10 protein-coding genes and 1 pseudogene are annotated in these 14,180 nt (G+C 48.9%); 6 read left to right on the top strand and 5 right to left on the bottom strand.

The features are described from left to right. Positions 1–545: 545 nt before the first annotated feature. Genes CIK89_RS05675 through CIK89_RS05660 form a run of 4 tightly spaced genes read left to right on the top strand, consistent with a single transcriptional unit; the run spans position 546 to position 3,273 of the window. Positions 546–2,186 (top strand): hypothetical protein, encoded by a 1,641-nt coding sequence (locus CIK89_RS05675; protein WP_094390434.1) that lies wholly within the window; start codon positions 546–548, stop codon positions 2,184–2,186. Continuing rightward, the gene (locus CIK89_RS05670; protein ID WP_094390428.1) at positions 2,183–2,539 is read left to right on the top strand and encodes a DUF5675 family protein; all 357 of its coding nucleotides are present in this window, start codon (positions 2,183–2,185) and stop codon (positions 2,537–2,539) included. Before CIK89_RS05675 ends, CIK89_RS05670 begins: the two co-directional genes overlap by 4 nt. 9 nt (positions 2,540–2,548) lie before the next feature. Next, positions 2,549–2,827: a hypothetical protein gene (locus CIK89_RS05665; RefSeq protein WP_094390427.1), complete on the top strand. Its 279-nt coding sequence runs from the start codon at positions 2,549–2,551 to the stop codon at positions 2,825–2,827. A 2-nt stretch (positions 2,828–2,829) separates the two neighbouring features. Then, positions 2,830–3,273 (top strand): D-Ala-D-Ala carboxypeptidase family metallohydrolase, encoded by a 444-nt coding sequence (locus tag CIK89_RS05660; protein WP_094390426.1) that lies wholly within the window; start codon positions 2,830–2,832, stop codon positions 3,271–3,273. 848 nt (positions 3,274–4,121) lie between these two features. Here the strand turns inward: CIK89_RS05660 and CIK89_RS05650 are convergent. The 5 genes from CIK89_RS05650 to CIK89_RS05630 all read right to left on the bottom strand — a co-directional run bounded on the left by CIK89_RS05650 (position 4,122) and on the right by CIK89_RS05630 (position 10,573). Continuing rightward, positions 4,122–5,657 (bottom strand): carboxylesterase/lipase family protein, encoded by a 1,536-nt coding sequence (locus CIK89_RS05650; RefSeq protein ID WP_094390424.1) that lies wholly within the window; start codon positions 5,655–5,657, stop codon positions 4,122–4,124. 127 nt (positions 5,658–5,784) lie between these two features. Next, positions 5,785–6,741, bottom strand: coding sequence for an endonuclease/exonuclease/phosphatase family protein (locus CIK89_RS05645; RefSeq protein WP_094390423.1), 957 nt, complete (start codon positions 6,739–6,741; stop codon positions 5,785–5,787). Positions 6,742–6,800: 59 nt separating this feature from the next. After that, positions 6,801–8,363 (bottom strand): peptide MFS transporter, encoded by a 1,563-nt coding sequence (locus CIK89_RS05640; protein ID WP_094390422.1) that lies wholly within the window; start codon positions 8,361–8,363, stop codon positions 6,801–6,803. Between the two features lie 8 nt (positions 8,364–8,371). Beyond that, a complete protein-coding gene (locus CIK89_RS05635; RefSeq protein ID WP_094390421.1) occupies positions 8,372–9,163 on the bottom strand; it encodes a porin family protein in 792 nt (263 codons plus the stop codon). A gap of 15 nt (positions 9,164–9,178) precedes the next feature. Then, entirely contained in the window at positions 9,179–10,573 is a 1,395-nt protein-coding gene (locus tag CIK89_RS05630; protein WP_371593282.1) for a LysM peptidoglycan-binding domain-containing protein, read from the bottom strand. Positions 10,574–10,739: 166 nt separating this feature from the next. Between CIK89_RS05630 and CIK89_RS05625 the strand changes: the two are divergent. Together CIK89_RS05625 and uvrA are read left to right on the top strand one after the other, a co-directional pair. Continuing rightward, a pseudogene (locus CIK89_RS05625) lies at positions 10,740–11,051 on the top strand (gliding motility-associated C-terminal domain-containing protein); the annotation flags it as partial. After that, positions 11,048–13,918 carry an excinuclease ABC subunit UvrA gene (gene uvrA, locus CIK89_RS05620; RefSeq protein WP_094390419.1) on the top strand — a complete coding sequence of 957 codons (2,871 nt, stop codon included), beginning with the start codon at positions 11,048–11,050 and terminating at the stop codon, positions 13,916–13,918. The pseudogene CIK89_RS05625 and the gene uvrA, both read left to right, overlap by 4 nt. Positions 13,919–14,180 lie beyond the last annotated feature (262 nt).

Genomic DNA, 14,180 nt, shown 5'->3' with positions numbered 1-14,180 from the left:
GCTACCCCATCACTTCGAGAGAGCAGTATATGAAGCTCAGGGAATCGGGCGAACAGACTGCCTGTCTGACGAAAGCCCGCAACGGCAACAAAAAGGCGAAGTTGCGCCTGATGCAGTTTAACTATTCATTGGCAGGATCAGAACCCTTTGCATTGAAAGGCTACGACATCGTGGGGAAAACCGTGGGCATGGATGTGGATTTTAACCCAGAGGCGAAGGACTATGAGAAGCGCTTGAAAGAAGCACCACAGCTGATCCTTGACAAGAAAGAGGAACTCGGACTGGTGCTGTTGGAGCGGTCGGTCAACAAAGGTTTTCACTTGGTATTCCGCCGTAGGGCAGGACTCTCGCAGGAGGAAAACTTGCAGTGGGCAAGCGACCTGTTGCAGATACCGTTTGACCAAGCTGCCAAGGACGTAACGCGCGTGTTTTTTGCCACTGGAGCGACGAAAGATGATTTGATTTATCTTGACAATACACTCTTTGATAATGCCCCGTTTGAGGCAGAAAATGCACCTGTGGCAGAGTGTGAAATGACGGAGGAAATGTCAAGTCAAGAGGCGACCAAGGACCAGTCTGCAACGTACCCCATCATGTATCAGGGAATGCCTTATACGTCGATTGTCGAGGCACTGGAAAACCAGTTGGGCGGACGCCCTGAACACGGGTCGCGCAATGCGTTCATCTTCTCCATGGCGTGCAACCTGCGTTACCTGTGCAACGATGACCCATCGTGGATAGCAACCCTTTTGCCCAATTACGGCGAAGAACAAGGTCGGTGGATGTCCACCATCCGTTCGGCATGCGAGCGCAAGCAGACGATGGCGATGCCCGAAATAGTGAAACGAGCCTTGAAGGTGGCGCAACAGGAAAACCGCTGTGATGGTGACGGAGAGGGTGAGGATGCTCCGCCTCAGATGCCGAAGAAGCTGCCCAAACTCATCGAACTCCTGACCTCGCAGACGCCAGAGATCTATCGGGCTGCCGTGGCGCATGCGGTATTTCCTCCGTTGGCAACCCACCTGTGGCGCACACGCTTCCCCTATATAGATAATGTGGAGCATGAAGCCACGCTGATGTGTGTGCTGATGGCTGGCACGGGTGCCGGTAAATCGTGTGTCAGCGACCCCATTAAACATATCATGGCGGATATTCGGGAGCGTGACCGAGAGAATTTAGAACGCGAGAAAGCATGGAAGGAAGAAGCGAGCAGAAAGGGTGCCAACAAAGACAAGGCGAAGCGCCCCGAAAACCTTGTCATCCAGGAGATTGATGCCGACATGACCAATCCTGCTTTCGTGATGCGTACCGCCGAGGCACAGGAGCATTTCCTCTATACGTCGCTCAACGAAATTGACCAGTTTGATGCTTTGAAAGGTCAGGGCAAGCAACAGTTTCGCATCATGTGTCTGGCATTCGACCCAGGAAATACCTACGGACAGACGCGTGTGGGTATGCAGTCGGTGACCGAGCGTGTCACCGTCCGGTTCAACTGGAACGCTTCGACAACCATCCTCAAAGGACAGCAGTATTTCCGCAATGTGCTGACCGATGGTCCTATCTCGCGTATCAATTTCTGTACGATACCGGAGCGAGAGATTGGCGCAGAAATGCCCGTCTATGGCACTTATGATGATCACTTTGACGAACAGCTCAAGCCATATATCGAAAATCTGTGTCGGGCAAACGGCCTTGTGGAATGTAAGGAAGCCATTGCGTTGGCACAGCAACTGAAAGAAGAGAATGCCGATACGGCACGCATGACGCAGAGCAGAGTGTATGAGAACCTCTCGTTTCGTGCCAACGTCATCGCCTATCTCAAAGCGTGTGTACTCTACGTGGCAAACGGTTGCAAGTGGGAAAAGGAGATTGTCGATTTCGTGCGTTGGTCGGAGCAGTACGACCTCTGGTGTAAGATGCGCTTCTTTGCTTCTGCCATCGAGCAGGCAGAAACTGAGGGGGAGAAATCCAACCGCAGAGGGCCGAGAAATCTGCTGCAACTATTGCCCAACCAGTTTACTATGCAGGAAGCAGAGGCTCTCCGACTGCAACAGGGATTGGATAAGAAAGGCGCCTATAATATGTTGCACCAATGGGCGTTTCGTGGCTATGTGAAAACAAATGGCGTTACAGATTACAGATTTACAGTTTTTGAAAAGCTAAAATATAGAAATTACGAGAAATGAAGATAACAATCATTCGTGCCGAATGTTCCAAATATGGGCAGGACGGTGTACTCTATATCAACAATAATCCAGTGTGCGATACGTGTGAACATCCTGAGCGTAAATTGCCAGCAGGAGAATATTGTTTGGAGATGGTGATGAACAGGAAACTTCAGCGGTTTGTGCCTACACTTTCTACTGGGAATATCATCACCGTGGGGAATGGGCCGTTCTTACTCAACAATGACATTATTGTGGGTAAGCGTCTGTTGCGAGGGGTGTTGTGTCAGACGTCAGAGGCTAATAAGAAGCTGGTCGATCGGCTCTATAAGGCGCAATTAAGAGGATTGAAATTATCATTAACAATTAAATAACGAAACATTATGAAAGAACTTTTCAAGGTAATCTCACAGTCAGAACCTACCACCATCCGTAAGCAGGATGGCTCTCAGATCAGTAAGTCCATCATCGTACTGCAAGAGATTGGCAGTCAGTATGAAGACACTTTCGCTGCTACCCTGTTGGGCAACCAGGGGAAATACAGCAAGGGCGACCTCGTGTATTGTGCACTGCGGTTTAACGCGCGAGAGTATAACGACAGCATCTATCAGGATGTGGTGATCAAGGACATCGTGAAGTTTCATTCTACCAACGTATTCTGATCATGGCAAAAGACATCATTCTTTCAGAGCATTTCCGCTTGTCGGAGTTTACCAACTCCTACATGGCGAAGCGATTAGGCATTGACAACACGCCTTCATTGGCGGTAGTGAGCAACCTTCAGCAACTCTGCCGGCATGTGTTAGAGCCCCTGCGCCAGTATGCCGGTTGTCCCATCATCATCAGTTCGGGCTACCGTTGCCCGTCGCTCAACCAGGCGGTGGGCGGTGTGAGCAAGAGTCAGCACCTCGTTGGTGAAGCAGCAGACATCGTATTGCCATCCACGGCAGTAGGTCGTCAGTGGCTGTGTTGGCTGATGAACCAGAAGTTTGACCAGCTCATCTTCGAGCGTGCGAGCGTCAAGAGCACAACCTTCTGGATTCACGTGAGTTATCGGCAGGATGGCCACAACCGCCAACAGGTGATTGATGGATTGACTAAAATTTAATGTCGCAGAAAATTTGTTGAAGGCAAAAGTATAAAAAGAAAAGAGGCGGTATTCACATACGGCCTCTTTTAAATCCTTTAAATATGAAAAATTTATTTTCTGTATTTGTACCATTGTACGTTGCAAATATACGAATATTAACGATATGTTCCAAGTTTTTAGAGTTATTTTGGGAAAATAGCAGTTTTTACAGTTTTACAGTTTTACAGTTTTGGAAAACGTTTTTTTTAAGATGCCACAGAGAAAGGTCAATGTCATAACGGAACGTCGGATATAATGTCACGGGGACAGGCAAACGACATCACCCCCAAGCGTTACAATATAACAATATAACAGTTTCCTAAACGCACACGGATGACGCGGATTGTCACGGATATTATATTTAAGTTTGTCAACACTCCAAAACTCACTTGCAACACGCCTTATATAAAAAAGACGTTCATTAATTGACTCTGATCGTCTAAGTATCTCATAATGATGGGTAAACTGCACTGTAAGGAAAGCTTCCAGTGTTGCTTTATCAAATTGGTCAGTTATTAACTGACCAATTGTTATTTCATCATTGTCTGCAGAATTTGGCCAAAATTCCGTCTAAATTGGCATACGCCTTTGTTTTCTCGCCATGGCATAATCAAAGCGAGCTTTAATTCTGCTCATGGCTTAACGAAAACAATCCGATGATTGATTTCTGTGTGACCTTTTCCGAAGCACCAACGCAAGAAAGATCCGTGTCGTCCGTGTGATCCGTGGATTTTCGTTGCTTCGCAAAAAAAGAACATGGGGACAGAAATCTGCCCCCATGTTTCATCATTTTGCTTTTTGATAGGTTCTTTGTATATTATCATATTCTATTTCCTGCGACTCTTGAAAAATGCTTCAAAGAAGTCCATCTGGCGTTGGTTGGGCAGGCGGTCGAGGTGGAAACCCTCATGGATGATCATCACCGTGGGTTTGTCCTGTTTGTAGGTAGTCCAATAGGGCAGCGAGTCACCGTTGGGATTACCTGTCTTGGTGAAGTTAATCCAATAGCGCGACATGATTTGCTGCATGTGACGCTCGGTATCGGTCATGCGACCGCCCTTAAAGCTGAATCCGTAGATGAAAGGCATCTCAGCAACATGGCTGGCACCGCCTCTTTTGCTGCGGAGGATGGTGTTTTCGGAGTCTTGGTCGAAGTAGTACATATATACACGTCCCTTACCGGTCTTGGTCTGGAGGTTGGCCCAGGCGTAGGTGCCCCAGGCAAAGCTACCGTCGCGGAAGATGTCTGACAGCGCAAAACAGGCCTCCTGTTCGTTGGTGGCGGGGTATATCTCCAGCAGACGGTCGGCCCAGTCGCCATAGATGTCCTTGACCCGTTTCTGATAGGCTTCGACGGGCATGGGGAACGCGAACAAGGAGCCTTCGTCGGAGTTGGTGCCGATGAGGATATCAACGTCGTTGTATTGTCCAGCCTCGTAGAGCTTGTACTGGTCGTCTATGATGGCATGGCCGTCAACCACAGGCCAGAATGTATCCGTCTGGGCGTTGTCAACGAGCTGTTGGAACGGCACCTTGCGCATTTGCTTGAGGTTCTTCTTGCCGAGGCGCTTTTGGAAACCGATACCGGCCTGCTCGGCACTACGCACCGTACACACGGCGACATTTCCGTCGCGCTTCTCACCGACGGGCCAGAACGAACTTCCGCTCTCGCAGATGGCGGCGCGGAACAGTCCCTTGGTTAACGGCGAAGCACAGAGGATGCTCACGGAGATAGCTCCTGCAGACTCGCCGGCAATGGTCACCTTCTCAGGGTCGCCGCCAAAGGCCGCAATGTTGTTGTGCACCCATCGCAGGGCTTCTATCTGGTCGAGTATTCCGTAGTTACCGGAGAGGCCACCAGCCTCCTTGCTGAGTTCCGGATGACTCATGAAGCCGAGTGCTCCAAGGCGGTACTCAATGCTGACATAAACGATGCCCTCACGGACAAAGCTCTCCTGCGTGCCGCTGTACGATCCGGTGAGGAAACCACCGCCGTGAATCATCACAAACACGGGCAGGCGCTCATCAGATGACTTTGCGGGTGTCTCAACGCTCAGGTACAGGCAGTCCTCACTCATTGGAATCTCGTTGCCGTTCTGGTTGGGGTCGGTTGGTTGTGGGGGGCGGTTGCCCCACTTGTCGGCCTTGTACACTCCTGTCCACGGTTTTTTCGGCACGGGAGCCTTCCAGCGCAGGTTGCCTATAGGTGCCTCTGCGTATGGAATGTTCATATACAGGGCGTGGCCGTTGCGGCTGACACCCTCAATCTCTCCCTGCGCAACATTGGTGCGCAGCAGTTGTGCTGTGGCGCTGGTTTCTATCGCCAACAGTGCACAAACTAAAATAAACCATTTGTTTTTCATATTCTGCTCGTGTTAATGAAATTATTATTCCTATCCTATTTTTTTTAATGAAATTGATGCTACAAAATTAAGTAATAATTTTGATATGGTGTAAATTCGTGTGTTAAAATTCGGGAGGAATGTGACATTAATGGCGTTGGAGTTGGAAACGGACGACAAGGGGGAGGTGGTCGCTGAAACCATTTTGGAAACGATATCCGTTGTAGGTGCGAAACGGTTTGTGACCGCCATACTTCTTGTCTGGTTCAAGAAGGAAGGGGGCGTCATTGATATGACAGTATTCCAGATGGGGCAATAACGAGGGACTGACGAAGATGTGGTCGATGCCTTGCCAATGGCCAAGATAACGGTAGGAGGCTTTCGCAACACCATGTCTGCCCTTAACTCCATTGCTGATATTATGGTAGCCGTGTGCTTCTAATGCTGTGAGCACAGGACTGTCTGCAACATCGTTGAAGTCGCCTGTGATGATGATTTTGGCTGTTGGCGACTGCACTTGGATGCGGGTTGCCTCGGTAGTGATGCGTTGCAATACGCTTTGTCGCCATAACTGTGACGAGCGAGCGCCACTCAGCTTGCTGGGGGCATGGACAACAAAGACATGGAGGGTGTCGCCAGAGATGTATTTCCCCTTGACGTAGAGGATGTCGCGCGTGGGACGCATGCCTTCCATGGGTTCTACTGTCAGACAATCGTAACAGAGGGGACGGAAGACTAATGGCTGGTATAAGAGTGCCACGTCAATTCCTCGACTGTCGGCGGACTCTGTCATGAGGTAATGATATCCTGCATTGCGAAGTAATGACCGACGGGTGAGATCATGGAGCACGCGGTCGTTTTCCACTTCTGTCAACGCGATGAGATTAGGGAGTCCCCATGATGCGGTATCGTTACTGCACGACATGATCTCCTGGGCAATATGGCGCTGTTTCAGCCAATAGCGCTGAGGCGACCAACGACGTATGCCACCTTCTACCCACTCGGTATCGTTTTTTCCTGGGTCGTGTTCGTAATCGAAGAGATTTTCGCAATTGAGTTCTACCAGTGTGAGCCACACGGTAACGACAAGGACTCCTATAGACATAGGCGTGATAAGAAAAAAAGGCGCACCCCTGATGAGGATGCGCCGTGATGATAAAATGTTTATTTTGTAACGCGTTCAAGCCATTTGACCATGCCGAACATGACACCCATGGAAATGAGGCAGACCACGAGGAATACGGACCAGCACACCCATATGGGCCACTTATTGTACATCAACGGGCCAATCCACAAGAGGAGGTTGCCTACGGCTGTGGCACCGAGCCACAAGCCCTGACAGAGACCCTGCAGGTGTTTGGGGGCTACCTTTGAAACAAACGAAAGTCCCAGTGGTGAGATGAACAGTTCTGCTACGGTGAGGAAGAAATATACGACGATGAGAACCCAAGGTCCTGCCTTCATGGTAGCCTTAGCGGTATCGCCCATCATCTTGAATTCCTCGGCTGAGGGATAACCCTGCATCATAGAATAGATGGCAAGGAAGAGATAAGCCAATCCGGCAATACCCATACCGTAGGCTATCTTACGTGGGGTAGAGATGGCGCGTCCGGCACGTGTCAGACTTCCGAAAATCCACATGATGGCCGGTGTGAGGGCAATAACGAAGAATGGGTTTACTGCCTGCCAAATCTCAGGAGCTATGGTGTCGGTAACCACAAAGTCGCGTGCGAAGAGACTGAGTGACATACCATTCTGGTGGAATGAGAACCAGAAGAATACGGCGATACCCAACACAGCAAAGAGGGCGAACATGCGCTGCTTGATTTCTGTTGCCATTTCACGCTTTTCCTCTTCGGTATATTCCTCTGCCTTAACAGCTTCTTTCTTACCTGGTGTGGGGAAGATGTTACGAGAAGAGATGAAGATGACCAGCGAAATCAGCATGGCCACTACCGATGCAATGAAGGAATAGTGGATTCCGGTGTTGAAGATGTTCAGATAGTGAGAGCAGAACGCTGTCAGGTCTCCGCCTGTCTGTCCTCCCACCTTGGTCACCAACTCACCCAGATTGTTGAGGGCATCTGCCGAAAGCGCTGCACCATCGTTGATATACTGGTGGCAGAGGGCTGGCAGCGAAGCATCATAACTGAGGTTGTTGACCTGCAACCACCATGAGCGAAGCATGGGAGCTACGAAAGGTGCAACGAGTCCTCCAATGTTGATGAACACATAGAAGATCTGGAAACCAGAGTCACGCTGACCTTTGGCGATGCGGAGTGCCTCTTCGCCTTTTTTGGCAGCTTCCGCTTCAAAATTATCGTACATCTGACCGACGATCGCCTGAAGGTTGCCTTTAAACAGACCGTTACCGAAGGCAATGAAGAACAGTGCCAAACAGGTCAGGGGCAGCAGCCACGACACATTATTGCTGGTTGCCATAACTGGCACAGACAGGATGACGTAGCCCAGAGCCATCACCACAAGACCAGTCATGATGGTGCCTTTGTAGTTTTGTGTACGGTCGGCAATGATACCGCCCACTAGGCTTAGCACATAGATGCCGGCATAGAAGAAAGAGTAAATCACACCGCTTGTTTCGTCAGACAAGCCGAATTTAGAGCAGAGGAAGAGCACGAGCACGGCATTCATAATGTAATAGCCGAAGCGCTCACCCATGTTGCTGAGTGCTGCAAGTAGCAGACCTTTTGGATGGTTTTTAAACATAGAAATATTTATTTGATTTTAGAGTTGTTGGTTTTAAACACGTCGAAAAGATAGGTTAACTTGACGACGATCTGTCCGAAATTGGATTTACCGAAATAATCACTCTTGGTATTCCCAAAGATATTGCCGAGTCCATAGTAATAGCGGCCTTCGAGCAGGAAGTGTCCCAGTTTGGGGTGTGAATATTCCATTCCGGCTCCTACGGCGATACCGTAGTCGAACTTATTCTCCACCGCCATCGTGTCTTGTGCTGTGATGTAGGAAGCACGCTGTTCTGTCGGTTCGTATCCTTTCACAAGATTGGTATTGGTCTTCTCGTTGAGGAAGAAACCCACCTGCGGACCTAACTGGAAAAAGCCTTGCAGTCCATTGCGCTCACGTCCCCACCCCAGTCGTGCCATGACAGGAATCTGCACATAGTTCATCTTGCGCTCATAGTAGAGCGGATGGTCGGGATCGTCAGCATAGAAGCAGGGGTTGTCGTTGACATCGAGGATATCTTCTTTCCATCCTGTTTGTACGTAGTTGACTTCTGCTACAACGGCACAGATGCTTTTGAAATATTTCTCGCACGTGTAACGCAGGGTGATACCGCCGCTTAAACCAGCGAGCTGTTTCTGCGGAACGCGAGGTGAGAAGCCTACGCTACTCATCATCATGCCACCGTTTACACCGATGGCAAACTCGTTACGATAGTCGCCTACCTGTGCTGACAGTCTTGTGGCGATGACCAGTCCTGTGAGTATGAGTATGTATCGGCACTTCTGCGTGGCGCTTATTGTCAGTTTCTGTTTTTTCATGTCCTTCCTATGGTGTTAGAACTTGATGATTTCAGTTTTACGTCCTGTGGTGAAGTGTACAAAGAGTGTACTCTTGTTTTGCAGTCCGCCGTTTCCAAGACGCTCGAAATGAAGTGGTGTCTGAATAGGCGTGTAGCCTACCATGCCCGATGCTCCGGTAAACTTCTTACCATAGAGATGGAGTCCCTTGATGAAGAAATAGGCGTGGTCGAAACCCGTAATGGCAAACCGAGGAAGGGCGTTCATCATATCGGCATGGAAATTCCACCGGTATTTGAGATTGATTCTATCGGTCTTCGACGACAGGGGATTCATATAGAACGTTGCCGGGATATAGGTGTCGAAACGGTAGAAATTATCGAGTTGATGACGGGTGTAGAGCATCCATTCGGTATAGCCAAAGAGCGTGATCTGCATTTCCGGGTATATGGTCTTGAGTCCGCTGAGGCGTGCCAGAGCCACACCGAGCTGTGGAGAACGCCCCGTGTTCAGAACAACAACATTACGCTTGGTCATGCTGAACGATTTACGAAACATTTCTTCGCCCGATTTCAGATTGGTCACATTATAGGTCATGTGCTTGGCTTCGAGACGACGACGAAGGGGGAAGGTGAAATTACCTTTCTTACTGGTGGTATCGTTGCAATCAATGATGACGGTATGGCAGTCGGAGAAGCGTTGCAGGAAATGAGTGATATAGGAATCATTCTGCAAATCCTGCGACTGAAACACCTGATAGATATTTCTGTTGGTAGTGAGTTCCGGCGCATTGATAGAGAACGGTATCAACAGGCGGATATCATTCTTCTTCACGAAATCACTCATGGGCTTCACCATTTTAGAATAGAGCGGACCGATAATCAAATCGCGGTCGGCAGCATGGGGATCCTGCAAGAACTTGTTGATGTCTGAATCTTCAGCCACATTCCATGCTCTCACATCGGTAGAGATACCGTTGGCTCTCAAACTATCGCAAGCCATGAGTACACCTCTATAATATTCTGTCATGCGCTTGCCGTCACCGTTAATATCGTGCAAGGGTAACATGATGCCGATGCGTATTTCACGCTGCGTCATGTCACAGTCTTGTACTTGCGGCTTAGCGGGCATCTTGATTTCTGATGTTGCCCCTGCTGAATTTCCTGCCGAGGGATGATTAGACGGCCAGGGGATTTTGATATATTCGCCTTTCTTCAATTCATAGCCTGGCGTATTCATCTCCGGGTTTGCCTTGATGAGTTCCTCAATGGTGAGCCCATTGTCTTTGGCAATACCAAAAATGGTTTCCTTACGCTTCACTTTATGGAGCTCGCGGTAAGAATTAAGCTGCGCACAGGCTGTCTCTGCCATGAAGGCAAAGAGGCCAAGAAAGAGGAGTTGACGTAATATTCCGTTCTTCATTTCCATCATATTTTAGTCTTTCGCCTACAAAATTACAAAAAAAGATGCGGTAAATCTACATTTTTCCGTAAATTTGCAAAAATATTAGTATATGACACTCAAAATAGCACTGACAACGTCACTTTTTCTCCTTCTCTCACTGCCCGTCTGTGCACAAACGGACAACAGCGAAACAACGGAGAGCCGCTTGGAAATGCCCAATGCCTTCTCGCCAAACGGTGATGGCATCAACGACATCTATCAGGCGAAGTCGAACTATGAAAACATCGTTTCGTTTCGTGCCACCATTTTCAATCGGAAAGGGCAACGCCTCTACGAATGGAACGAGATCACAGGAGGATGGGACGGTAGCAGCGGAGGACATCCCGCGAAAGACGGAGTCTATTTTGTGCGTGTGGTGGCCAAAGGCGGCGATGGTCGCGACTACGACATCAAGAAAGCCGTGACCTTGCTGCGACAATTCAACGAATCAACTGAAATGAGATGAACAACGACGAAAAAATCAACGTATGGGGCGCTCGCGTCCATAACTTAAAAAACATAGACGTGGAGATTCCACGCCACTCCCTAACCGTGATCACCGGACTGAGCGGATCGGGTAAATCGTCATTGGCCTTCGACACCATCTTTGCCGAAGGACAACGCCGCTATATTGAAACCTTCTCTGCCTATGCCCGTAACTTCCTGGGAGGCATGGAGCGACCTGACGTGGATAAGATAACAGGTCTGTCGCCCGTTATCAGCATTGAACAAAAGACTACCAACAAGAATCCCCGTTCTACCGTAGGTACAACGACTGAAATCTACGACTACCTGCGTCTGCTCTTCGCCAGAGCAGGCAAAGCCTACAGTTACGCAACTGGCGAGGAGATGGTGAAATACACAGAAGAGAAGGTCATCGACATGGTGGCAGCAGACTATAGCGGCTGCAAAATCCTCATCATGGCTCCTGTGGTAAGAGGCAGAAAGGGTCACTACCGCGAACTCTTTGAAAGTATGCGGCGAAAGGGCTATCTCCATATCAGAGTGGATGGCGAAGTGAAAGAAATCACACGGGGCATGAAGGTGGACCGCTATAAAAACCACGATATCGAAGTGGTCATCGACCGGTTGGCTGTCAAAGGCAACGATGACGAACGACTCAAGAAGAGCATCCGCATCGCCATGAAACAAGGAGACGGTCTGCTGATGGTCATGAATCACGACACGGGAGCGGTCAAATATTTCTCACGCCGGCTGATGTGTCCAACAACGGGAATCTCCTATAGCGACCCCGCCCCCAACACCTTCTCGTTTAACTCACCGCAAGGTGCGTGCCCTCGCTGTAAAGGTCTGGGATACATCAATGAAATAGATCTCGGTAAAGTGATTCCTAAACGCAATATGAGCATTTACGAGGGAGCCATCGTGCCATTAGGAAAATACAAAAACCAAATGATATTCTGGCAAATCGATGCCATCCTCAAGAAATACGACTGTACGCTAAAAACAAAAATTGAGGACATCCCCGATGATGCGCTCAACGAAATACTCTACGGTTCGTTGGAAACGGTGCGCATCGACAAAGAACTGGTTCATACGTCAAGTGACTACTTCGTAGATTTCGACGGTGTAGTGAAATATCTGCATGATGTGATGGAAAATGGCGAGAGCAGCAACGGACAGAAATGGGCGGACCAGTTTCTTGCCGAATGTGTATGTCCAGAATGTAAAGGACAAAAGCTCAATCAGGAAGCACTCTCCTATCGCATCTGGGATAAAAACATTTCGCAGCTTGCCAATATGGACTTGGTAGAACTGCGCGAATGGCTCAACGAGGTGGGAAACCACATGGACGACCAACAACGGCAGATTGCCACAGAAATACTCAAGGAGATTCGCACACGAATAGATTTCCTCCTTGAAGTAGGTCTTGACTACCTATCGCTCAACAGACAGGCAGCAACGCTGTCGGGAGGTGAAAGCCAGCGCATACGTCTTGCCACGCAAATCGGTTCACAGTTGGTCAATGTGCTCTATATCCTTGACGAGCCAAGCATCGGACTGCACCAGCGCGACAACGACAGACTCATCCGTTCGCTGAAAGAGCTACGCGACCTCGGCAATACGGTCATCGTAGTGGAGCACGATCGCGACATGATGCTCAATGCCGACTATATTGTGGATATTGGGCCGAAAGCAGGAAGAAAAGGTGGAGAGGTGGTCTTCCAGGGAACCGTTGAGGAGATGATGCACACCAATACCATCACCGCCCAATACCTCAAAGGCGAGCAACAGTTGCAAAAAGGACGCCACAGAAAAGGCAACGGCCAGTTACTGACGTTGCGAGGATGCCGAGGCAACAACCTCAAGAACATCGATGTTTCGTTTCCTTTAGGATGCCTGATTCTCGTCACAGGAGTCAGCGGTTCGGGAAAATCAACGATGATCAACGAAACGCTCTACCCCATCCTCTCCCAGCATTTCTACCGTTCGTTGCAAAAACCCATGCCCTACGACAGTATTGAAGGACTGGAGCATATCGACAAGGTGGTCAATGTGGATCAGAGTCCCATAGGACGCACTCCACGATCAAACCCTGCCACATATACGGGGGTCTTTGCCGACATACGATCACTCTTCGTGAATCTGCCAGAAGCACAGATTCGAGGTTATAAGCCAGGACGCTTCTCGTTTAATGTCAAAGGCGGAAGATGTGAAACCTGTGGTGGAAACGGATACAAAACGATAGAAATGAACTTTCTGCCCGACATACAAGTACCGTGTGAAACCTGCCATGGCAAGCGATACAACAGGGAGACGCTGGAAGTGAGGTTCAAGGGAAAATCTATTGCCGATGTCTTAGACATGACCATCAACCAGGCCGTCGAATTCTTTGAAAATGTGCCCGATATCTTGAGGAAGATCAAAACCATACAGGATGTGGGATTGGGATACATCAAACTCGGACAACCTTCGACAACGCTCTCTGGAGGTGAAAGCCAGCGCATAAAACTTGCCACAGAACTGTCGAAAAAAGATACGGGCAAAACCCTTTATATCCTTGACGAGCCAACCACGGGACTTCATTTTGAAGACATCAGAATTCTTATGGATGTTTTACAGAAACTGGTAGATCGTGGAAATACCGTTATCGTCATAGAGCACAACCTCGACGTCATCCGCCAAGCGGACTACATCATCGACATGGGGCCGGAGGGCGGACGAAAAGGCGGTGAGGTGCTTTCTGCCGGTACACCAGAAGAAGTGGCGAAGAGCAAAAAGGGATTCACGCCCAAATTCCTGCTTGAAGAAATGAAGAGAAATAGTGACGCTCCCGACAAACCCTGTGGAGGTAGCTGTGCAGATGCTTGAAACAAGTTCTTTGTAAACAAATGAAAAGTCTACAAGGTCATTAATTTGGCGAAGCAAGTGCTTCTGTGGAACGACCTTGCCATATAGACCGGAATAATCGGTAAACTGGAATGTTTCTTGTTGTGGCCAGCATATCTCTCTAAATATGCTATAAAGGTACAAAAAATAATGCACATATGCGAGCAAAGCGCCCTACACATGAGCATTATTTTTAGACATAAAAGAATTTGAGAATTTTTTTTCAGTGCTCTCCATCGAACTT

The sequence above is a fragment of the Prevotella sp. P4-119 genome (assembly GCF_002251345.1).
GTDB lineage: Bacteria > Bacteroidota > Bacteroidia > Bacteroidales > Bacteroidaceae > Prevotella.
This window is presented reverse-complemented; position numbering and strand designations above follow the sequence as displayed.